Here is a 21428-nt window from a genome sequence, read left to right on the forward strand (position 1 = left end):
CCCGCCGACAGGCGGCCATGAACGATCCCGTCTGCTGGCCCCTCAAGCCTTGCGACGGCTCGCCTCGTACAGGGCGATGTACGCCTCCACCGAAGTCGATGCCACGATCGCGCCGATCTCGTCCTGCAGCAGGCCGTCCAGCGATTTGAAGCGCAGACAACTCTTGCCCAGGTCGAGCTTGAGGCCGGCACGCGCATAGGCCTCGCGCAGGCGCAGCTCGCGTTCGGAGTCGGCGTAGACGCCATTGAGGTAGAGGGAGTAGGCGTTCTTCTGCGCCGCCAGCGCGACGTAGCACAGCGGCTGTCCGTTGTAGGTCTTGGGATAGCGCGCGAGCGGGATGTTCCAGGCGATCATGCCGTAGGCCATTTCCTCGACGTAGCCGGCCGGCAGCTGCGCATTGACCAGATCGCGCACCGCCGCGACCACCGCGCGCCGTTCGGGCGCGAGGTCGGCCAGGTAAGCCGCGACCGTCTTGGCGGCGCTGCCGGCCATCAGCTCGCGCGCCCCGGGCGCGTACGCATGCCCGCGTGCCGCGGACTTGAAAGCGGCGCCTCACGGAGCGAAACGAGATCCAGGCGCATGACGGCGGCGTTCGGCGACGAGATACGGCGGACGCTACGCCGATCGCGCCACGCCGTCATGGCGCGGTGCGGCGAAAGCTGGCGGCAGGCGCGCCCCCCATCTCCGCGCCCGCCGCCATTGAACCCTCGCGGCCTCAGTCGCCGATGATGCGCAGGCCGAAGTAGAGCGAGGCCGATTCCACGTATTGCGCGTTGCCGCTGATGTTCATGCGCACGGTGGTCGGCTTCTTGAAGAACTCCTTGATCTGGGCGTCGCTGAGCCCGTAGTTATCGGCCAGCGACTTGCGGCTGATGAAGCCGGCGATGCACACCGCAGAATCGCGCGTGCGTTCGGTGAACGCCACGCCCGGCGCCAGGGGCACCTCGAACATTTCCGACGAGGTCAGGCCGGTCAGCAGCTTGCCGTTGAACGGCAGACCGGTGGTCGGGTCGATCAGGCCCGGCGTGGCCAGGACCGGATTTTCGACCGTCAACGTCGGCGAATAGCGGAACCGGGCCACCACCGGGCTCGCGGTCGGATTGGCGTAGCGCACGGTCAGCACCGGCGACAACCAGTAGCACAGCAAGGACTGGGTGGATTTGCCGGGCAGCGTGATGCGGCCCAGGTCCTCGAACGCGAACGAGGTGAATGCCGGCGCCGGATTGAGCACCTTGCAGCCCGCCTCCGGGTCGGTGCTGGGGCAAGTGTCGGTGAGCTCGACCGCCATGTCGGCCAAACCCAGCCAACGCAGGTTGCGGCCGAAGGAGTCGCTGTCGCCGACGTCCTCGTCGGTGACCGCGGCGGCGGCCAGCGAGATCGGCGCGGCGGCCTTGGCGGCGCTGAGCGAGAGCTTGCGCTGACGGCTGCTGGCGGGAATGTCCGCGCCCTGCTTCACCGGTTCCAATACCACCTGATCGGCCGGGCCCTTGTAGGCCCAGACCGTCGCGGCCGCCACCGCGCTGAGGAGCAGCAGCGCGACCGCTGCGCGCTTGCCGGTGACGGAGTTCGTCCTGAACGTTTTCATGAAGCCTGCCTGTGTGTGGAGACAGACAGGCAAACGCGATGCGAGGCTGGGCCCGGCCAGAGCCCGGTTCAGGGATGTTCGGATTCGGCGTGCGCACGCTCGCGACGCAGCAGATACAAGCCGCTGGCGACGATGATCGCCGCGCCCAGCCAGGTGATCGCATCCGGCAGCACGCCCCACAGACTGAGGTCGAGCAGCACGCCCCAGACCAGGGCGGTGTATTCCAGCGGCGCGATCAGCGAGGCCTCGCCGAGGCGGAAGGCCTCGGTGATCGCATACTGACCCAGACCGCCGGCGACGCCGACGCCGAGGATCAGCCACAGGTCCGCGCTGCGGATCGCGACCCAATCCGGCCAGGCCAGCGCGCCGGCGCCGATCGCGAGCATCGCCATCAGCCAGACCATCATCGACTGGGTGCTGTCGGTGCGCGCGAGCAGGCGTACGGTGATCGCGCTGACCGCGTAGGCCAGGGCCGCGCCCAGCACCGCCAGCGAGGCCAGGCTCAGCATGCCCTCGCCGGTGGGACGCAGCAGCACCAGCACGCCGATCAGACCGACCGCGATGGCGATCCAGCGGCGCGGACCGACGCGTTCGCCCAGCAGCGGCACCGACATCGCGGTGATCAGCAGCGGCGCGACGAAGAAGACCGAGTACGCGGTCGACAAGGGCAGGCTGCGCAGCGCGTACACGAACGCCGCCATCATGCCGATGCCGAGCACGCCGCGCAGCAGATGCAGGGACCAACGCACGCGCAGCAGCGCCGCCGGGCCCACCGTGGCCAGGGCCCAGGCCAGCACGAACGGCAGCGAAGCCGCGCCGCGCAAGGAGGCGACCTGGAACGGCGGGTAGCGCGCGCTGAGCAGCTTGAGGCCGGCGTCCATCATCGCGAACAAACCGACCGCGGCCAGCATGCTCAAGGCCGCGCGCGTCTGGCGTTTGCGATCGGCGCTCATGCGGCCGTGCCGCCGCGCGCGGCGGTGAAAAGGAAATCGCGAGTCATGTCCACAGCCGGGGGAGGCGAAGCCGCATCTTGCCGGCAATCGCGGCCGCCGTCATGGGCCGATCAGGTCAGGCGCCGGCAGCGTCGACGCAATCCGAAGGCGTAGCTCAGGTAGTACCCCAGCATCATGCCGCCGACCGCGAGCAGGCTGCCCTGCCGCGACAGCCAGGCGTCGCGCGCGTCCTGCTGTCCCCACAGGTGCAGCGCCTGCACCAGGCCGAAACCCAAACGCGCGGCGACGATCAGGGTCAGGGCCAGCACCAGCCAGCGGTTGGGCGTGTAGTACAAGGCGCCGGGCTCGGACTCGAAACGGGTCAGGGCCAGCCCGGCCACGCCCAGCAGCAGTCCCAGCGCCACGCCGGCCGCGGCGTAGACGCTGGCGTCGGCGATCCAGTGGCCGACGATCCAGGCGCTGAAGAAGAACAGCAGCAGCGAGACGAAGGTCGCCCCCAGGTTCAAGGAGATCGTCCAGCCGATCGCGCGCCGGCGCGATTTTCCGTAGCGATAGCGCTGGATCAGCGCCACCGGCAGCAGCAGGGCGCCGAGCAGGACCATGAGCAGGACGAGCAAGGGGATCAGCAACAATTGCATGCGGGCCAGCTTAGACGATGAGGTGCGGTCGGGCCGCCAGCCGAAGCGCCGCCGCCCCGCTGTGGGAGCGGCGTGAGCCGCGATCAGGCTTGCATCGACCGGCGTGGCTCGAACGCCGCTTCCACGAAAAGCGAAACGACCCGGGCGCGTCTGCGATCAGGCCGCGTTTTCGAGGCTGGCGATGTCGATCACGAAGCGGTAGCGCACATCGCCCTTGATCATGCGCTCGTAAGCCTCGTTGATCTGGGCGATGTCGATCAGCTCGATATCCGAGGCCACGCCGTGTTCGGCGCAGAAATCCAGCATCTCCTGGGTCTCGGCGATGCCGCCGATCATCGAGCCGGCCAGGCGGCGGCGCTTGGTGATCAGCACGCCGGCCGCGACCGGCGCCGGGGTTTCGGGGATGCCCAGCAGCACCATGGTGCCGTCGACCTTGAGCAGCGACAGGTAGGCGTTGTAATCGTGCTCGCCCGACACCGAGTCGATGATGAAGTCGAAGCTGCGCGCCAGGCGCTTGAACACCGCCGGATCGCGGGTGGCGGCGAAATCCTGCGCGCCCAGGGCCAGCGCGGCTTCGCGCTTGGACTCGGAGGTGCTCAGCACGGTGACCTGCGCGCCCATCGCCGCCGCCAGCTTGACCGCCATGTGGCCCAGACCGCCCAGGCCGACCACCGCCACGCGGTCGCCGGCCTTGACGCCGTAGTGCTTGAGCGGCGAATAGGTGGTGATGCCCGCGCACAGCAGCGGCGCGGCGCGGTCCAGCGGGATCGAGGCGGGAATGCGCAACACGTAGTCCTGATCGACCGTGATCCGGGTCGAGTAGCCGCCGTAGGTGGGCGCGCCGCCGACGCGTTCGTGCGAGTTGTAGGTGCCGGTCATGCCCTGGTCGCAGTACTGCTCCAGGCCGTCGCGGCACTGCGGGCACTCGCGGCAGGAATCGACGAAGCAGCCCACGCCGACCGCATCGCCGACCTGGAACTTGTCGACCCCGGCACCGACCTGGGCGACCCGGCCGACGATTTCGTGGCCCGGGACCATCGGGAAGATCGACCCGCCCCACTCGTCGCGTGCCTGGTGGATGTCGGAATGGCAGACGCCGCAATACAGGATGTCGATCAGGACCTCGTTCGGACCGGGCTGACGGCGTTCGATCGAGTGCGGGGCCAGCGGCGACTGGGCGCTGGCGGCGGCATAGGCGGCGATCTTGAGCATGTACGGGTCCGGGGACTGGGCGAGAGCGCCAGTCTAGCCAAGCCGGCGTTGTCCCGACGTCAATGCGCGCGCAACGCTACGTGCCGCGGCTGCGCGGCTGCGCTACCCTTTACCTCCCCACCCGCAGCACCGATCCGGATACCGCCATGCCTTCCTTCGACGTCGTCTCCGAAGTCGACACCCACGAACTCACCAATGCCGTCGACCAGGCCAATCGCGAGTTGTCCACGCGCTTCGATTTCAAGGGCGTGGAGGCCAAGTTCGAGCTCGACGACAAGTTCATCAACCAGTCCGCGCCCAGCGAGTTCCAACTCAAGCAGATGCAGGACATCCTGCGCGCGCGCCTGATCGCGCGCGGCATCGACGGCCGCTGCCTGGAGTTCGGCGATATCGAAACCAATCTGGCCGGCGCCCGCCAGAAGATCACCGTGCAGCAGGGCATCGAGCAGAAGCTGGCCAAGAAGATCGTGGCCGCGATCAAGGACGCCAAGCTCAAGGTCGAGGCCCAGATCAACGGCGACAAGCTGCGCGTCAACGGCAAGAAGCGCGACGATCTGCAGACCGCGATCGCCTTACTCAAGGCCAGCGAGTTCGAGCGCCCGCTGCAGTTCGAAAACTTCCGCGACTGAGCCGGCGACCATGGACGCCGAAGCCGAGCCCATCGTCGCCACCCGCCGCTGGCTGGAACGGGCGGTGATCGGGCTCAATCTGTGCCCGTTCGCCAAGGCAGTGGTGGCCAAGGACCAGGTCCGTTACGTGCTCAGCGAGGCGACCACACCCGAGGCTTTGCTGGAGGAACTGGCCTACGAGCTGGTCCGGCTGCAGCAGACCGAACCCGATCAGGTCGACACCACCCTGCTGATCCATCCGCGGGTGCTCACGGATTTCCTGGATTACAACGATTTCCTCGACACCGCCGACGCCGCGGTCGAGGCGCTGGAACTGCAGGGCGAGATCCAGGTCGCCAGCTTCCACCCGGATTACCAGTTCGCCGACACCGCCTACGACGAGGTCGGCAACTGCAGCAACCGCTCGCCTTATCCGATGCTGCACCTGCTGCGCGAGGCCAGCGTCGAACGCGCGGTGGCGGCGTTCCCGGATCCGGACGTGATCGTGGAGCGCAATCTGGAGACCTTGGAGAAGCTCGGCATCGAGGGCTGGCGCAAGTTGCTGACGCCGTAAGGTCCAAATCACTCTTGCCTTCGGTCTCTCTCTTTGAAAAAGAGGGGTTCGGAGGATTTGCTGTTCTCTGGTGCTATTCGAGCCAAAAGCAAATCCCCCCTAGCCCCCCTTTTTCAAAGGGGGGGATTCGACATGTACGGTTGGGGGGGGAATTCGACATGGAGCGTCAGCGCAGGTTGTTGGCGTGCCCCGAGCCCAGGCCGTTCTCGAGCCTGGTCCCCCTCTTTGGAAAAGAGGGGTTAGGGGAGATTTTCTGTTCGCTGGTGCTATTCGAGCAGAAGCAAATCTCCCCTAGCCCCCCTTTTTCAAAGGGGGGATTCGACATGGACGGTTGGGAGGGAATTCGACATGGAGCGTCGGCGCAGGCGTGCCCCGAGCCCAGGCCGTTCTCGCGCCTGATCCCCCTCTTTGGAAAAGAGGGGTTAGGGGAGATTTGCTGTTCGCTGTTGCTATTCGAGCAGAAGCAAATCCACCCTAGCCCCCCTTTTTCAAAGGGGGGAAGCAGAGGCGTTACACGCCTACAGCCCCGCCAGCGCCTCATCGCGCAGCCATGGCGTCAGCAGGGTGTGGGCTTCGTCCATGTTCGCGACTATGCGGTGGCCCAGCGCGCGTACCTCGGGGCTGGGTGCGACCAGGTCCGGAATGTGGATCGGGGTCATGCCGGCGGCCAGCGCCGCGCGCACGCCGGCTGGCGAATCCTCCAGCACCAGGCAGCGTTCCGGCGCCACGCTGAGGCGTTGCGCCGCCAGCAGGTAAATGTCCGGCGCGGGCTTGGGATGCGCGACCTCGTCGCCGCCGACCACCAGCGCGAAATGCGCGAGCAGGCCGGCGCGCTCCAGCTTGTACAGCGCGCGCGGCCGGCGCGTGGAGGTCACCACCGCCGTCGCCATGCCCTGCGCGGCCAGCTGCTCGAGCAAGGCGATCAGCCCCGGCTTCAAGGGCAGGCCCGCATCGACGCGCACGTCGTACAAGGCCTGCATCGCGTGCAGCAGCGCCTGCACCTGCGCCTCGTCCAGGCGCGTGCGCAACAGGTCGTGGCAGGCGCTGTCGTGCAAACCGACCATCGACAGCCACAAGCCATCTTCCAGGTCGTAGCCCAAATCCTGCGCGGCCTGGCGCCAGCACTCCAGCAGCGCCGCTTCGCTTTCGATCATGGTGCCGTCCATGTCGAACAGCACCGCGGCGGGAAGGAACTCGAGCGCGGCGGCGCGCGCGGTGTCGGTCAGCATCTTGGGTCCTGCAGGATGTCGGCCCGCGACGCCAGCCGCGGGCGGTGAACGGCGGCGGCCGCTTCAACCGCCAAATAAACGCTCCAGATCGGCCGCGTCCAGCGCGCGCCATTGCCCGGACGGCAGTTCGTCCAGGCCCAGGCCGCCGATGCGGCTGCGATGCAGCGCTTCGACGTGATTGCCGACCGCGGCGAACATGCGCCGCACCTGGTGATAACGGCCTTCGGTCAGCACCAACCGGGCCTGGCGCGGCGCCAGCGTTTCCAGCGTCGCCGGCGCCAGCGGCGTCTTTTCCGACTCCAGCATCAGCGTGCCGCTGGCGAAGGTCGCCGCTTCGTCGCCGCGCAGATCGGAAGCGAGGCTGGCCTCGTAGACTTTGGCCAGGTTGGCCTTGGGCGAGACGATGCGATGCAGCAGGCCGCCGTCGTCGGTGAGCAGCAACAGACCGCTGGTGTCGCGGTCCAGGCGCCCGACCGTGGACAGCAGCGGCGAGCGCAGACGGAAGCGCGGCGGCAGCAGGTCGTAGACGATGCGGCCGGGGTCCTTGGTCGAACAGGTGTAACCGACCGGCTTGTGCAGCATCAGCACCAGACCCGCGGGCGGATCCAGCGGCGCGCCGTCGATACGGATGCGCTCGTGGCCGATCTGATCGTCGGCATACAGCACTTCGCCTTCCGCATCGGTGATGCGGCCTTCGCGGAACATCGCCGCGACTTCCTTGCGGCTGCCGTAACCCAGATTGCCGATCAACTTGACCAGCTTCATGCGCGCCCCGCCCGGCCGCGCGCGGGCGCGGCCTCCTTGATCGCCTCGACGATCTTGAAACCGCCCTGCTGAGCGACCGTGCGCACCTGCGCGAACCCGGTCTCCAGCGCACCCTCGTAAGGCAGATGGCGATTGGCGACCAGCCACAGCCGGCCGCCGGGATTCAGCGCCTGCGCCGCGACCTCGATGAAGCGGCGGCCGATGTCAGGGCGTTCGGCGCGGCCCTGGGCATGGAACGGCGGATTGCTGACGATCACGTCGTAGCGCGCGTCGACGCCGGCGGTCACGTCCTGCCAGCGGTAGTCCAGCGCGACCTCGCGCGCCGTGGCCGGCAGGCGGTCGGCGGCTAGGTTCACCCGCGCCAGCTCCAGCGCGCGCGCTTCGGCTTCGTACAGATCCACCGCGACGATGCGCGGACAGCGCGCCAGCAGCTCGGCGGCGAGATAGCCGTAGCCCGCGCCGAAATCGGCCGCGCGCCCAGCCAGATCCGCCGGCAGCTGCGCGGCCAGCAGGGCCGAGGCCGGATCGATGCGGTCCCAGGCGAACACGCCCGGCCGGCTCTGGAACCGCCCGCCCAGGATCGGCCGGATCGCGTCCAGGCCCTGCCATTGCGCGGCCAGCGCGGCATCGGCGGGGCCGTCCAGCGGCGCGCTCCAGAACACCCGGCATTTGTTCTTGGACAACTGCCCGACCGGGCCGACCAGTTTGCCCAGGTCGGCCTCGCCCGAACGCGCGCCTTCGTCGTTGCTCATGCAGGCGACCACGCGCCCACCCGGCGCGGTGCGCGCGAGCGCCCGAGCCATCAGCGCCCGCGCCTCGTCGCGCTGACGCGGCGGCAGCATCAGCACCAGCGGGTAACGCCGCGAGCCGTCGTCCTCGTCCAGGCTCAGACCCGAACGCTGCAAGGCCTCGGCCTGCGGCTTGAAGCTTTGCTCGCAGACCAGGCCGGGGCGCGGCTGCGCATGCAGCGGCCAACCGTCGCGCGCGCGCAGGAACAATGCTCCCCCCTGCGCGGGCCAGCTCAGCCGGCCTTCGGCGAACGGCAGGAACAGGGTTTCGAGGGCGTTATCGGGTGCGTCAGCGCGCACAGCAGGGTCGAATGCGGATCATCGGACGCATTTTACCCGTCGCCGCGCGCGCACGCCCGTGCCGCGACTGCGCGGCCTTCACGGCGGCCTGCGCTAGGGTGCGGGCCGGCCCCGAGGAGCGACGTCATGCGCCTGCTAGTCCTGCTGTCCGCCCTGTCCATGCCGCTGGTGGCGTGGTGGTCGCAACGCGGCGCGTTCGGCCCCGACAACGCCACCCTCTCCGACCGCTATCCGACCCTGCTGGTCGCCGCGGGTTATGCCTTCGCGATCTGGGGCCCGATCTTTCTCTGCGATGCCCTGTTCGCGTTCTGGCAGTCGCGGCGGCCGCGCGAGCGCGACGCGACCCTGGCGCGCATCCGTCCGGCCGCGACCGCGGGCTTCGCGTTGACGGCGCTGTGGATGCCGGTGTTCTCGCAGCAACGGTTCGGGCTGGCGCTGCTGGTGATCTGGGCCGCGCTGGCTTGCATCGGCTGGTGCGCGCTGGTGCTGTCGCGCGATCCCGATCCCCTGCCCGGCCAACGTTGGCTGGCATGGCTGCCGCTGTCGCTGCACGCCGGTTGGTTGTCGCTGGCCGCGCTGCTGGATACGGCGCAGACCATCGTCGCCTACCGCCTGTTTCCCGGCGACGACATGCTGGCCTGGAGCCTGGGTCTATACGCGGTCGCCGCCGCGTTGCTGCTGACCCTCAACGCGCGCATGCGCGGCAACTGGGCGTACGCGCTGGCCGCGCTGTGGGGCCTGGTCGGCGTCTATGTGCAGCAGTCGCGATCGCCATTGCCCGGCGCCACGACCGCGGCCTGGGTCGCGCTCGCGATCGCCGCCGTGTTGGCCGCGCAGAGCCTGTGGCTACGTCGGCGCGCGACCGCGCGCGCGGGGTGAGGCGAACGTCGGCTTCATGCCGCCGCAACATCGGTCGCGCCATGCTGCATGCAAAACGAAGGAACCCAGCGCATGCGAGCTCTTTTCATCGGCGGTATGGTCGACAACAGCGAACTCGACCTGGACGGCGAACAGCCGCCGCGCCACTACCCCGAGAACACCGGCGGCGGGCGCCCGCGTTACCGCCTGCACCACACCGGCCGCCGCGACGGCGCGGTCGCGTACGCGGTGTATGCCGCGCCCGAGCTGGCCGACGAGGAAGTCGAACGCGTGGCCGAGGAGCGCGGCTACGCGCGCCGCTTCCAGGCCGAGCCGCACTCGGAGGCCTGAGCGCTTCGCGCCTGCGCTCGCAACGGCGAACGCAGGCGCCGCGACGGGCGGTTAGTTCTGCAGCTCGCGCAAGGTCACCGACGGCGGCGCATCGAGCACGCGCCGGGTCGCGTACAAGCCCGCGAGCAGGGCCGCGACCAGGCCCAAGGCGGCGCCGACCGCGCCCATAAGCCAGTCCACGCGCCAAGGCAGGTCGAACACCTGGGTCGCGATCACGCCGGCCAGCACCGAGGCCGCCGTCGCCGCGACTAGGCCCGCGAGCAGGCCGATCGCCGCGAACTCGGAAGCCTGGGCCAGACGCAGCTGGCGGCGGCTGCCGCCGAGCACGCGCATGACGCCGCCTTCCAGCAACCGCTCATCCTGGCTGGCGCTGACCGCGGCCATCAGGACCAGCACGCCGGCCACCAGCGAGAAATAGAACACCACTTCGACCACGGTCGAGACCTGGTCGGCGGTGCCGCGCACCTGCTTGAGCACGGCGTCGACGTCGATCACCGACAGGTTGGGGAAGCGCGCGACCAGGTCGGCGGTGAAGCGCGTGCGCTGCGGCGGCACGCTGACCGCGGTGATGTAGCTGGCCGGATAGCCGTCCATCGACCCCGGCGAGGCGATCACGAAGAAGTTGGGACGGAAGCTTTCCCAATCGACGCTGCGCAGGCTGGTGATGGTGGCCTGGAACGGCTGCCCGGCGATGTCGAACGCGACCCGGTCGCCCAGCTTCCAGCCCAGTTGCTCGGCGAAGCCTTCTTCGACCGAGACCTCGGGCCGCGCGGGCTTGGCCTCGCCCCAGAAACGGCCGGCGGTGACGCGGTTGTCGTCGCGCAGTTTCGCCGCCACCGACAGATTGAATTCGCGTTCGGCCAGCCGCTGCGCGCGCTCGCCCTGGTCGGCGTAGTCGGCGCCGGTGACCGGCTTGCCGTTGCGCGAGACCAGGCGGCCGCGAATCATCGGATACAAGGTCGGCGCGGCGATGCCCTGCTCGCTCATGAAGCTGCGCACCGGCGCGAGCTGATCGTCCTGCACGTTGATGATGAAGCGATTGGGCGCATCGGCGGCCAGCGCGAGCTGCCAGCGATCGAGCAGATCGGTGCGCACGAAGGTCAGCAGCAGCAAGGCCATCAGGCCCAGGCCCAAGGCCGAGACCTGGGCGATGCTGGTGCCGGCGCGGCGGCTGACGTTGGCCAGGCCGTAACGCAGGCTGCCGCGCAGGCGCGAACGCAGGCGGCGCACCGCCACGATCAGCAGCCAGGCCAGCAACGCCAGCACCGCCAGGGTGCCGGCGATGCCGAGCAGCATCGCCGTGCCCAAGGCCGCCGAACCGGCCTTCCACCACAGCAGCGCGCCCAGGCCGGCGAAACCGGCCAGCGCGACCAGCCAGGCGCTGGGCTCGGTGGTATCGAGGTCGCGGCGCAGCACCCGCAAGGCCGGCACCCGACGCAGCGCCAGCACCGGCGGCGCGCCGAACGCGAGCAGCACGACCAGGCCGACGCCGTACCCCTGCAGTGCCGGCAACAGCCCGGCCGGCGGTATCGACAGCTTCAAGGCCTGCGCCAACCAACTGCCGACCAGCCATTGCAATCCGAACGCGAGCAGCACGCCGACCGTGCAGGCGACCAGGCCCAGCATCAGCAGCTCGCCCACGTGCACGCCGACCAGGGTGCGCTGGCTGGCGCCGAGGCAACGCATTACCGCGGTGCCGGACAGATGGCGCTCGCTGTGGCGTCGCGCGGCCATCGCCACCGCGACCGCCGCCAGCACCACCGACACCAGCGCGGCCAGGCCGAGGAAGCGGCCGGCGCGGTCCAGCGCGGAGCGGATTTCCGGGCGCGCGTCGCTGATGGTTTCCAGGCGCTGGCCACGGCCCAGCGCGGGACGCGCGGCGGCGACGAAACGCTCGACCGCGGCGGCGTCGCCGGCGATCACCAGGCGATAGCGGATGCGGCTGCCTTCCTGGATCAGGCCGGTGGCGCCGACGTCGCTGAGGTTGAGGAAGACCTTGGGCGCGATGTTGAAGTAATCCAGTGCGGCGTCGGGCTCCTGCACCACCAGCGCGGCGAGGGTGAAACGCGCATCGCCGATCGCGATGCTGTCGCCCAGCGCGGCGCGCAGGGTGTCGGCGCCGGCGCGGCTCATCCAGATCGTGCCGCGCGCGGGCACGCCGTCGGCGTCGCGTTCGCCGCCGCGGTCGGCGACGCGGAACGCGCCACGCAGCGGAAAGCCTGCGCCCAGTGCGCGCAGCTCGCCCAGTTGCAGGCGCTCGCCGACCCGGATCATGGTCTGCAGCTCCATGGTCTCGGTGCGGCGCAAGCCGTCGCGCTGCGCGGCGGTGCGCAAGGCGCCCGCGATAGGCGCGTCGGCGCGGACCACGGCGTCGCCGCCGAGCAGACGGTTGGCCTCGATCGCCAGCGCGCGCTCGGCGCGATCGGTGACGAAGCCCACCGAGGTCACCGCCAGCACGGCCAGCACCAGCGCGGCGAACAGGATGCGCACGTCGCCGGCCTTGAAATCGCGACGCAGCTGGCGCCAGGCCAGCCCCAGCGTCCTCACGGCACCAGCCTGCCGCTGTCCAGGCGCAGCATGCGGCCGCAGCGCTGGGCCAGGTGCTCGTCGTGGGTGACCAAGACCAGGGTGGTGCCGGCGTCGGCGTTGAGTTCGAACAGCAGCTCGATGATGGCCTGGCCGGTATGGGTGTCGAGATTGCCGGTGGGCTCGTCGGCGAACAGCAGCGAGGGCCGGGTCACGAACGCGCGCGCCAGCGCCACGCGCTGTTGCTCGCCGCCGGACAGTTGCCGCGGGTAGTGGCCCAGACGCTGGCCCAGGCCGACCTTGTCCAGGATCGCCTGGGCCGGGCCTTCGACTTCGCGATCGCCGCGCAGCTCCAGCGGCAGCATCACGTTCTCCAGCGCGGTCAGCGAGGGCAGCAATTGAAAACTCTGGAACACGAAGCCGACCTTCTCGCCGCGCACGCGGGCGCGGCCGTCCTCGTCCAGCGCCGACAACGGTTCGCCGTCGAGGGCGACGCTGCCGCTGCTGGGCGTGTCCAGGCCGGCCATCAGCGACAGCAGGGTGCTCTTGCCCGAGCCGGACGCGCCGACGATGGCGACGGTATCGCCGCGCGCGATCTCGAAACCGACCCCGTCGAGGATGGTCAGTTCTTCGTCGGGCAGGGCGACGCGCTTGCCCAAGCCCTCGACCCGCAGCGCGGGCGCGGCATCGGCGGACGCGGCCCCGGCATCGCGGCGGGCGCCGCCGCGGCGGCCCGCATCACGCTGAACGGAATCGACGCGTACGGCGTGCACTTGAATGGAATCGGCCATGATCGTCCTTATGCTTGCTCCAGCGACATCATCCGGAGGCCTTATTAATGACGCTTAATAAACAAGGATATGCGGCATCGCGGCGCCGGCTTCAATGGGCCATCGGTACCGGCTCCCTGGCCCTGGTGCTGGCTTGCGCCCTGATCGCGACGCCGCTGCAGGCCCAGCCCGCGCGCGCGCAGCCGGCCGCCGCGACGCCGGCGCCCGCGGCCAAGGCCGCGCGCACCGTGCTGGTGATGGGCGATTCGCTGTCGGCCGGTTACGGCCTGGCGGCCTCGCAGGGCTGGGTCGCATTGACCGCGCAACGCGTGGCCCAGACCCGTCCGGGTTGGCGCGTGGTCAACGCCAGCATCAGCGGCGAAACCACCGCCGGCGGCGCCGCGCGCATCGCCGCCGAACTCGCGCGCCACAAACCCGCGGTGGTGGTGATCGAGCTGGGCGCCAACGACGGCCTGCGCGGCCTGCCGCTGGCGCAGAGCCGGGCCAATCTGGAGCGCATGATCGCCGCCGCCCAGGCCGGCAAGGCGCGGGTGCTGCTGATCGGCATGCGCATGCCGCCGAACCTGGGCCGCGAATACACCCAGGGCTTCGAACGCAATTACGCCGAACTCGCCCAGCGCCACGGCGCGGCGCTGCTGCCGTTCCTGCTGGAGCCGATCGCGCTGGACCGCCAGGCATTCCAGGACGACAACCTGCATCCGGTGGCGAGCGCGCAACCCAAGCTGCGCGACCACGTGTGGACCCAGCTGGGGCCGTTGCTGCGCTGAGCGCGGCGACGCGCACCCCTTGGCAGCCGCGTAAGCCGCGATCGCGCGACCGCGTCGGGGGAGGTCGCCGCGCGTCCGACGCCACGCACATGCGCGCCGCGTCCACACGCTTGCTATCGTGCGCAGCTGACCCCGCCGCCACGACCGCATGAGCCGTACCGAACGCCTGTTCGACCTGATCGAGGCCCTGCGCCGGCACCGCCAGCCGATCGCGGCGGCCAGCCTGGCGCAGGAGCTGGGCGTATCGCTGCGCACGATCTACCGCGACGTGCAGACCCTGGTCAGCCTGGGCGCGCCCATCGACGGCGAGGCCGGCGTCGGCTATCTGCTGCGGCCCGGTTTCTTCCTGCCGCCGATGAACTTCGCCCAGGACGAGATCGAGGCGCTGGTGCTGGGCGCGCGCTGGGTGCAACGCCAGGACGATCGCGCCTTGTCGCTGGCGGCCAGTAATGCGCTGGCCAAGATCGCCGCGGCCGCGCCGCGCGACCTGCGCGACGCGATCGGCGAAATCGGCCTGTGGGTGTCGCCCAGCAACGCCCAGCGCGGCGCGCCCACCACCATGCAGCGCGTGCGCGACGCCATGCGCGACGAACGCAAGCTGCGCATCCGCTACGGCGGCAGCGACGGCCAGCAAAGCGAGCGCACGATCTGGCCGCTGGCGCTGGCCTTCTTCGACCACGCGCGCGTGGTCGGCGCCTGGTGTGAGTTGCGCGGCGACTACCGCCATTTCCGCCTCGACCGCATCGCCTCCCTGGACGTTCTGCCCGAGCCGCTGCCGCGGCGGCGCGGCGCGCTGCTCAAGGAGATGGTCGCGCAGTTGTACGCGCCCCACCTGCCCGCCGACGAACGCTAGTTCGGCTTGGCGCGCGCACGCGGCTCCGCGCGCACGAAATCGCGACCCAGATAGGCCTTGCAGCGGAACTGGTCGATGTCGTTGATGCGCAGGATGTTGCGGCGTCGGCTCACCAGGCCGCTGCGATGCCAGGTCTGCAGCTGCGCGTTCAACTTCGGCCGGCTGGCGTTGACCATCGCGGCCAGGATGCTCTGGGTCGGCGGCAGCGCGACCTCGAAGCCGTCGACCGCGGCGCGACCGCCGTCGTGCATGATCGACAGCAGATAGCGCGCCAGGCGCGACTCCAGGCGATGCAGGCACATGGTCTCCAGGCTGTCGACCGCCTTGCGCAGTCGCAGGCACAAGGTCGCGTGCGCGCGTTCCAGCAGCACCGGCTCGGAGGTCAGCGCCGGAAAATGCCGCCGCGACAGCAGCAGCACGCGCGCCGGGCCGTAGGCGATGGCGGTGAAGTTGCGGTCCTTGGCGTCGAGCAAGGCGGTTTCGTCGACGGTCTCGCCGGCCTCGATGGTGTCGACGATCAGTTCCTGGCCGTCGGGGCCGTACAGGATCTTGTAGATCCGACCGCGCGCGACCAGAGCCAGGAAATCGCTGGGATCGTTCTTGAGGAACAAGGCCTGGCCGTCGCGCAGCGTGCGTTCGGTGGCGTTGCGGGCGACGTGCTCGAGCAAGGTGTCGGGCAAGCCCTGAAACAGCGGGGATTGCTCCAGAATCAACTGCCTTGCGCGTGCGTTGGCGGAACGGTCCAGCGTCATGCACATGCGCACGACCACACGCGCGAAGGGGGACGCGCGCCGGCGCGAGAGGCCGAAAACGCGAAAGCGACCGCCGTATGGCCGTCGCTGCCGGACGATCGGCGATGGGCAAGCATGCAGCCTACGCGACGCCGGTGCCGTAGGCCGCCGCTGCGTGACGAACGATCCATATTCGATCCCCTGCCGCCGCCAACCGTAGCTGCGCCGGCCTCTGCCGCGATCGGCGGGCGCCCATCCATTGGGCCGCCTGCGGTTCGTTCGCGGTCGTTCCCTGGGTCCGGAGCGAGGCCGCGTGGGCGGCGACGCATCCGGGCTGGTGCGGGGCCGACTGCCGGCGCGGGCGCCGGCGGACTGCCTCGCGGACGCGGCATCGGGGGCCGCCGCATCCCTTGCGTCCGGCGTCGGGTGTCGCGCCCGACGCCTTCCGCGTTACGGAGAACCGCTGTTCAAACCCTTGACCGGCTTGGTACCGGTGAAGGCCTTGAGCACGGTCATCAGGCTGCTCAGGTTGTCGGACACGCCGGTCTGAGCGACCTTCTCGGTCGCGCCCGCGGCGGCCGTGGTGTCGAGCGTGTAGATCTGCATCACGCCCTGGTTGGCGGCGGCCAGCGCCAGCGTATTCTGCTGCTGCTGCGCGGCTACGGCGTTCTCGAACAAGATGCCGGTCGAGTGCGCCAGGCTCTGGTAGATCGAGCCCATCGCGAAGGCCGGCGCTTCGCCGATCACCTTGACGTTGGACTGGGTTACGGCATCGGTGATCTGGTCGTTGACGGCGGTGGGAAATGCCATGAGGTCATCCTCGTTATGCGGTCGTCAGGAACATGCGCGCCTGGGAGATCCGGCAGATGGCGCGGTGGCCATCGGCCGGGGATCCCTTACTTGAAGGCGTTGAGCACGGTGAGCAGGCTGGTCAGGTTGTCGGAAACGCCGGTCTGGGCGACCTTCTCGGTCGCACCCGCGGCAGCGGTGGTGTCGAGGCTGTAGATCTGCATCACGCCCTGGTTGGCGGCGGCCTGCGCCAGCGTGTTCTGCTGCTGCTGCGCGGCGATCGCGTTCTGGAACAGGATGCCGGTCGAGTGCGCCAGGCTCTGGTAGATCGAGCCCATCGCGAAGGCCGGCGCTTCGCCGATGACCTTGACGTTGGATTGGGTGACAGCATCGGTGATCTGATCGTTGACGGCGGTCGGGAAAGCCATGGTTTAACTCCTCGGGGTCGTGTACGGCCCATGCCGTACGTTTCAATGAACGCTGCGGAACCCGCCTTGTGAATCAGGCGGACGACGCGGCGGACGGGGACTTGCGGGCGCCGGCCTCGGCGCGCCCGGCTTCGAGCACGGCCTCGATCTGGCGCGTGAGCGGGCCGTACTGGCGCTCGAAACAGGCCTCGACTTCGGCCTTGATCAGGATCGCGAGGCGGTCGGCGATCTGCGCGATCGCCAGCTGCGCGGCCGCGGTTTCGCCCTCGCCGGCGCCCTTCAGCTGCGAGGGCCGGAGGTCGCCGAGCGTGCGCGACGACTCCAGCAAGCGCAGGATCGCCTGCTCCTCGCGGGTCAGCGGGGCCGCCTTTGCCGCGCCCTTGGCGGGCGCGGCGGCGTCGGCGGGCGGGGCGTTGGCGGCGCCGAGCACGGTCTTCATCGCCGCCTCCACGCGCTGCCGGCCCTGATCGACGATATCGGCGGCATGGCGCCGGGCCTGGTCGGTGTAGCCGCCCAGCACCGCCTCGTTCGCGCTCAGGGTGGTGAGGAACTCGGCCAGTTGCTTGCGCTCGTCCTCGTCCAGGTCGTGACCCAGCCACTGGCGCGCGAACTCATGCACCTGCTCGGTCAACTCGTTCCGGCTTACGGTCATGGCACTACTCGCGGCTGTCAGGGGCACGGGCGCTCAGCGCGCACGCAGCAGTTGGGTGAGCGCGCGCAGCACATCGGGCTGCATCAGGCGCTCGAGCACTTTCACCAGCTCGGGGTCGAGCGCCTTGTCGGCCACGGCGGTCGCGGGTGGCGATGCCGGCGGCGATGCGGGCGCCGAGGAATCCGGCGATTTCCCCGGCGCGGTCGGCGCGTCGGGACCGTCTATCTCTTCGTGCAGCAGGTGTTCGACGAGGTCGTTCATCGCAAGCTCCTGGCGGCGCCCGCCGCGCGCGCCGCGCGGCCGGGCTGAAAGGCGTCCGCGCCGCAGCCGGACGCATGGCGTTCACTTCTTCGGCTTGGGGCGGCGCAGCGTGACCACCGAGGCCGGCGACTTGAAGCCGTCCATCGCCTCCAGGCCCAGGCCGTCCGACAGGACCAGGGTGACGTTGGGATCGACCGTGGTCTTCCAGTAGTCGGTGGCGATGTTCAGCACCAGTTGCTGCAGAGACACCATGGTCTGGTCGAGTACGCGGGTCTGACCGGCGGGCAACAGTTGGTAGGCCAGCAGGATCACCATGCGCAGGAACTCGTCCTGGATGTCGGTGTGCTCCACGCCCTGACCGTCGGCGCCCAGCAGGTAGGAGCGCCAGTTGTTGAACAAAGTCAGCACGCGGGTCAAGGCGTCGAACCAGTAGGACTTGATCGTGGTCTGGCCCGCCAATTGCAGCACCAGCTCGCAATACAGCTGGTAGTAGCCCGCGATGTTGCTCTGGTTGCAGATCGGCGCCATGCCCGCGGTCAGCTCGCCGTACAGCCAGGTCTTGTTGGCCTGATCGTTCAGCACATCGGCCACGCTGGTCTGCGCGCGCACCATGGCGATGAACTGCGCCACCTGGGCCTGCTCCAGCGCGTTCGCGCCCAGGTAGGCCACGGCGTTGCCGGCTTGATGCAGCACGTCGGTGTCGATGTAGCCGTCCAGATGGCGGAAACCGCGATTGATGCGATAGCCCTCGACCGAGTCGAACAGGCCGGAGGCGCCGGTGATCGCGTTGCTGCCCAGGTTGGTGTCGAAAGCGATCAGCGGATAGCGCTGCGCCATGTAGTTGCGGTAATAGAACGCGTGTCCGAGTCGGATCGCGAACTGCTGGCTGCCGGAGAAGAAGCTGTACCAGCTCTGCGACTGGGTCGCCGGCACGGTGTCCAGCGATTCGCTCATCGCCATTTCGCTGCGCTTGCCGTTGTAGGCGACGATCGCGATGCTGGCCGGGCTGTTGATGTCGAAGCGGCGCAGGGTGCAGCCGCCGTGGGTCAGGGAATCGCTGCGGAACAGCTCGTCGAACAGGCCGGCGACGTCGCTCTTCTTGCGCGGCGTGGCGCCGCGGCTGCCGCGCGGTTCGTCGTCGCGCCGGCCCTGGGCGGTGGCCAGGCCGCGCGCGATGTAGGCGGAATAGGCGGGATAGAAGGTCTCGTTCGGCGCTTCGGCGGCGTTGGCGTAGTAGTAGCCGATCATCGAACGGTTGTCCGCGGTCGAGGCCGCGCCCTCGCCGCAATGCACATGGCAGATCAGCTGCGCCGAACGCGCGCCCTTGCCCGTGCCGAAGCACTTGCCTAACGCGGCCTGGTTCTCGAACAGGAATTTGAAGAATTGCTTGTAGTCGGCGACCTTGGTCTCGGTGCCCAACAAGTCGATGCCGATCACCGTGCTGGGGCCGGGCTCGACCAGCAGCGGCAGGATTTTTTCGGTGAGCTCGGCGCTCAGGCGCTCGCCCGGCATGTAGCCGGCCGAGGTATGCACCAGCAGGCGGTAGTTGCTGGGGTCCTTCGGGTACAGGGCATTGAAGGACTGCGCGATCTGGTCGGCGACCTCGATCTCGTCGAAGCCCATCGCGGCCTGGTTGCAGCGCACGCCGCTCTGATACAGATAAGCGTAGGTCGCCAGCATCCACTGGTCGTAGCGGCCCGCGTATTTGGGATCGCGCATCACCGCCTTCATCAGGCTGGAACGGGTCTTGTAGCAGTCGTCGAAGGGCGTGTACTTGTTGGCGCTGTAGATCTTGTTGTTGAAGTAACGCAGGATCGCGATGAGCTCGGGGTTGTAGGGGCCGTTGGGGTCCGGCTGCACGCGTGCGCGCAGCAGGCCGCGAATCTCCTCGTACAGCTCCGGGCTGGTGGCCGAGGCGTTCAACATCGCCGACGACAGGGCCCAACGCCTGGCCAGCACCACGCAGGCGACGTAGATCGACTCGGCCGCGCATTCGCCGCGCTCGTACTGGGCCTTGTTGGCCTTGGTCGCCACGATGGTGAGCGGATTGCCCTCGATCATCATCTGCAGCGCCAGATCGAACAGCACCACCGTGCCCTCTTCGATCGCGTACTTGCCGGTACCGCCCATGATCCCCACCAGCGACAGGCGCTGGCCCTTGGGCAGGCTGACTTCGACCGGCCGCTGCAGTTTCGCGGTGCGGTAGCTGATCTGATAGTCGGTGGATGCGTCCAGCACGCCCTCGACCGGCAGGATGCCGCCGAAGTGGCTGTGATAGTCGAACGGATACTGCTGCATCGCGACCGGCTTGGTCAGAGAGAAAAAGGCCATGGACGGGGCTCCTAAGGTCTGCGCCGCAAGGCGGCATTCGGGTCCGGAGCGCATCGCGGCGACGCGCTCTCGCGGGGGGCGTCAGGTCAGGACGACGCGCTCTTGTGGTTCTGCAGCACGCTGGCGTACTTGGAGATGCTCTGGTCGATGCGATCGATGGCGAAGCTGGCGGCCTCGGCCTCCATCGCACCGGCGGCGGCGGCGACCGCGGCCGCGGCGCCCATCAGGATGTCGGTGGCGAGCACGCCTAGCGCGTCCTCGGCGGCCTTCTCCAGCTGGTTCTCGACCAGGTTCTGGGTCATCTCCTTGAGCAAGATGCCTTGGCTGGCCAACGCGAGCTTGCTGACGCCGTCGAAGTAGGCGGCCGCCGACTGCGCGACCAGACCGGCCGCCTGGGTGATCATCATGTTGGGCGGGATCGCGATCTGCGACGGCGCGTACTGCGCGGTCTCGGCGTTGCTCAGCTGCACGGCCTGCACGATCTTCTGATTGAGCGCGTCGGTCGGCGGGTTGGCGGCGGCGGACTGGGCCAGCATCTGGGTGTTCATCGTCGCCAGCACGCTGGGCGGCGGCGGCGCGGGCGGCGCGGGCGGGGTGACCGGTGGCGTCGGCGGATCCGATGCGGTGCCGGAGCCGGTCGTGCCGGAGCCGCCACCGCCCGATCCGCCAGCGCCGGAACCGGTGGTCCCGGCCCCGGTGCTGCCGCTGCCGGTCGTAGCCGATCCCGTGGTACCGCCGCCGGTCGTACCCGCGTCGGTCGTGCCGGAACCTGTCGCAGCGGAGCCCGTCGTGCCGGAACCGCCCGCGGCATCCCCCGCCGCGGCGGTGGTCGCACTCGGCGTGGCGCCTGCATCGGCCTCCGCGGCAGGCGTGATCGCGGGCGTCGCAGCCGTGTCCGCGGTGGTCGCGGTCGCGGGCGTCGCCGGATCGGCCGGCATCGCCGCGGCCGCCGGAGCAGCGGGTGTTGCGGATGTTGCGGGCGTGGTCGGCGAGCCGGGCGTCGCCGGCGTCGTCGCGGATGCGGTAGGCGGTTTGTTCCTGTTCCAGAAAGGCATGGCGCTACTCCCCTAATCAACGTCCGTTGTCGCGGGGGCCGTCATGACGACTTCTCGCCTATGGCCATGATCAGACCGACCGCCTTGGACACCACCGCGGTCGAAATCTGGTTGAGCACTTGCTGGCTGTGCACGGCGTTCTGCAGCGACAGGCCCGCGGAGTGGCTAGCGACCTGGTAGAGCGCGGCGATCGCCTGCGCGGGGGCCTCGGCCACGACCTTGACGTTGGTCTGGGTGACGGCATCGGTAATTTGCGAATTCACGGGCGTGGTGTCGGCCATGGACCTGTCCTTGGGAGTCGCGTGTTTGATGGAGTCCCCGACCAGCGCCGCGCCGAGGCGTTCCGCCGCGCGTGCCCGAAACCCGGCACGCGCGGCGTCCTG

The 21428-nt window shown here is 69.4% G+C and carries 25 protein-coding genes; 7 read left to right on the plus strand and 18 right to left on the minus strand.

Annotation, left to right across the window (positions count from 1 at the left end):
* Positions 1-42 precede the first annotated feature (42 nt).
* From ASE43_RS14545 to ASE43_RS14565, 5 genes are all read right to left on the minus strand, one after another.
* Positions 43-492, minus strand: coding sequence for a DUF1801 domain-containing protein (locus tag ASE43_RS14545; RefSeq protein WP_056180573.1), 450 nt, complete (start codon positions 490-492; stop codon positions 43-45).
* A 223-nt stretch (positions 493-715) separates the two neighbouring features.
* The gene (locus ASE43_RS14550; protein ID WP_057160960.1) at positions 716-1585 is read right to left on the minus strand and encodes a hypothetical protein; all 870 of its coding nucleotides are present in this window, start codon (positions 1583-1585) and stop codon (positions 716-718) included.
* A 68-nt stretch (positions 1586-1653) separates the two neighbouring features.
* Positions 1654-2538 carry a DMT family transporter gene (locus ASE43_RS14555; RefSeq protein WP_057160961.1) on the minus strand — a complete coding sequence of 295 codons (885 nt, stop codon included), beginning with the start codon at positions 2536-2538 and terminating at the stop codon, positions 1654-1656.
* Positions 2539-2648: 110 nt separating this feature from the next.
* Positions 2649-3176, minus strand: coding sequence for a hypothetical protein (locus tag ASE43_RS14560; protein ID WP_056180581.1), 528 nt, complete (start codon positions 3174-3176; stop codon positions 2649-2651).
* Positions 3177-3332: 156 nt separating this feature from the next.
* On the minus strand, positions 3333-4388 hold the full coding sequence (locus tag ASE43_RS14565; protein WP_057160962.1) for an NAD(P)-dependent alcohol dehydrogenase: 1056 nt from the start codon (positions 4386-4388) through the stop codon (positions 3333-3335).
* A 146-nt stretch (positions 4389-4534) separates the two neighbouring features.
* Here ASE43_RS14565 and ASE43_RS14570 point away from each other — a divergent pair, with 146 nt between their 5' ends.
* Both ASE43_RS14570 and ASE43_RS14575 read left to right on the plus strand, forming a co-directional pair.
* Positions 4535-5017, plus strand: coding sequence for a YajQ family cyclic di-GMP-binding protein (locus ASE43_RS14570; protein WP_056181266.1), 483 nt, complete (start codon positions 4535-4537; stop codon positions 5015-5017).
* 10 nt (positions 5018-5027) lie between these two features.
* Complete coding sequence (locus tag ASE43_RS14575; RefSeq protein WP_056180588.1) at positions 5028-5570, plus strand: DUF1415 domain-containing protein; 543 nt, start codon at positions 5028-5030, stop codon at positions 5568-5570.
* Between the two features lie 518 nt (positions 5571-6088).
* Here ASE43_RS14575 and ASE43_RS14580 read toward each other — a convergent pair.
* The 3 genes from ASE43_RS14580 to ASE43_RS14590 all read right to left on the minus strand — a co-directional run bounded on the left by ASE43_RS14580 (position 6089) and on the right by ASE43_RS14590 (position 8652).
* A complete protein-coding gene (locus tag ASE43_RS14580) occupies positions 6089-6799 on the minus strand; it encodes an HAD family phosphatase (RefSeq protein WP_057160963.1) in 711 nt (236 codons plus the stop codon).
* A 63-nt stretch (positions 6800-6862) separates the two neighbouring features.
* Entirely contained in the window at positions 6863-7564 is a 702-nt protein-coding gene (locus ASE43_RS14585) for a pseudouridine synthase (RefSeq protein ID WP_057160964.1), read from the minus strand.
* Positions 7561-8652: a class I SAM-dependent methyltransferase gene (locus ASE43_RS14590; RefSeq protein ID WP_057160965.1), complete on the minus strand. Its 1092-nt coding sequence runs from the start codon at positions 8650-8652 to the stop codon at positions 7561-7563. The genes ASE43_RS14585 and ASE43_RS14590 overlap by 4 nt, the downstream gene beginning before the upstream one ends.
* Before the next feature lie 126 nt (positions 8653-8778).
* Here ASE43_RS14590 and ASE43_RS14595 point away from each other — a divergent pair, with 126 nt between their 5' ends.
* Together ASE43_RS14595 and ASE43_RS14600 are read left to right on the plus strand one after the other, a co-directional pair.
* Positions 8779-9531, plus strand: a complete 753-nt coding sequence (locus ASE43_RS14595) for a hypothetical protein (protein ID WP_057160966.1) — start codon at positions 8779-8781, stop codon at positions 9529-9531.
* Between the two features lie 72 nt (positions 9532-9603).
* A complete protein-coding gene (locus ASE43_RS14600; protein WP_056181269.1) occupies positions 9604-9861 on the plus strand; it encodes a hypothetical protein in 258 nt (85 codons plus the stop codon).
* Between the two features lie 51 nt (positions 9862-9912).
* Here the strand turns inward: ASE43_RS14600 and ASE43_RS14605 are convergent, their stop codons facing one another.
* Both ASE43_RS14605 and ASE43_RS14610 read right to left on the minus strand, forming a co-directional pair.
* Positions 9913-12408, minus strand: coding sequence for an FtsX-like permease family protein (locus ASE43_RS14605; protein WP_057160967.1), 2496 nt, complete (start codon positions 12406-12408; stop codon positions 9913-9915).
* Positions 12405-13178, minus strand: coding sequence for an ABC transporter ATP-binding protein (locus tag ASE43_RS14610; protein WP_082607297.1), 774 nt, complete (start codon positions 13176-13178; stop codon positions 12405-12407). Before ASE43_RS14610 ends, ASE43_RS14605 begins: the two co-directional genes overlap by 4 nt.
* A 47-nt stretch (positions 13179-13225) precedes the next feature.
* Between ASE43_RS14610 and ASE43_RS14615 the strand changes: the two genes are divergently transcribed.
* The gene (locus tag ASE43_RS14615; protein WP_082607298.1) at positions 13226-13945 is read left to right on the plus strand and encodes an arylesterase; all 720 of its coding nucleotides are present in this window, start codon (positions 13226-13228) and stop codon (positions 13943-13945) included.
* Positions 13946-14093: 148 nt separating this feature from the next.
* Complete coding sequence (locus ASE43_RS14620; RefSeq protein WP_057160968.1) at positions 14094-14798, plus strand: YafY family protein; 705 nt, start codon at positions 14094-14096, stop codon at positions 14796-14798.
* Here the strand turns inward: ASE43_RS14620 and ASE43_RS14625 are convergent.
* From ASE43_RS14625 to ASE43_RS14655, 7 genes are all read right to left on the minus strand, one after another.
* A complete protein-coding gene (locus tag ASE43_RS14625) occupies positions 14795-15550 on the minus strand; it encodes a Crp/Fnr family transcriptional regulator (RefSeq protein ID WP_056180607.1) in 756 nt (251 codons plus the stop codon). The genes ASE43_RS14620 and ASE43_RS14625 overlap by 4 nt on opposite strands.
* Before the next feature lie 429 nt (positions 15551-15979).
* A complete protein-coding gene (locus ASE43_RS14630; RefSeq protein WP_055904510.1) occupies positions 15980-16339 on the minus strand; it encodes a RebB family R body protein in 360 nt (119 codons plus the stop codon).
* Between the two features lie 86 nt (positions 16340-16425).
* Positions 16426-16746, minus strand: coding sequence for a RebB family R body protein (locus ASE43_RS14635; RefSeq protein WP_055904514.1), 321 nt, complete (start codon positions 16744-16746; stop codon positions 16426-16428).
* A 73-nt stretch (positions 16747-16819) separates the two neighbouring features.
* Complete coding sequence (locus ASE43_RS14640) at positions 16820-17398, minus strand: hypothetical protein (RefSeq protein WP_157489467.1); 579 nt, start codon at positions 17396-17398, stop codon at positions 16820-16822.
* A gap of 33 nt (positions 17399-17431) precedes the next feature.
* On the minus strand, positions 17432-17659 hold the full coding sequence (locus ASE43_RS14645; protein WP_057160970.1) for a hypothetical protein: 228 nt from the start codon (positions 17657-17659) through the stop codon (positions 17432-17434).
* Between the two features lie 81 nt (positions 17660-17740).
* Positions 17741-19990, minus strand: coding sequence for a hypothetical protein (locus ASE43_RS14650; RefSeq protein WP_057160971.1), 2250 nt, complete (start codon positions 19988-19990; stop codon positions 17741-17743).
* Positions 19991-20076: 86 nt separating this feature from the next.
* Positions 20077-20538, minus strand: coding sequence for a hypothetical protein (locus tag ASE43_RS14655; RefSeq protein WP_056180621.1), 462 nt, complete (start codon positions 20536-20538; stop codon positions 20077-20079).
* Here ASE43_RS14655 and ASE43_RS14660 point away from each other — a divergent pair.
* Positions 20531-21061 carry a hypothetical protein gene (locus ASE43_RS14660; RefSeq protein WP_157499944.1) on the plus strand — a complete coding sequence of 177 codons (531 nt, stop codon included), beginning with the start codon at positions 20531-20533 and terminating at the stop codon, positions 21059-21061. The two genes, ASE43_RS14655 and ASE43_RS14660, sit on opposite strands and share 8 nt — an antisense overlap.
* A gap of 25 nt (positions 21062-21086) precedes the next feature.
* Here the strand turns inward: ASE43_RS14660 and ASE43_RS14665 are convergent, their stop codons facing one another.
* The gene (locus ASE43_RS14665; protein WP_055904532.1) at positions 21087-21326 is read right to left on the minus strand and encodes a RebB family R body protein; all 240 of its coding nucleotides are present in this window, start codon (positions 21324-21326) and stop codon (positions 21087-21089) included.
* Positions 21327-21428: the final 102 nt, after the last annotated feature.

It is taken from the genome of Lysobacter sp. Root983, assembly GCF_001429345.1.
Lineage (GTDB): Bacteria > Pseudomonadota > Gammaproteobacteria > Xanthomonadales > Xanthomonadaceae > Lysobacter.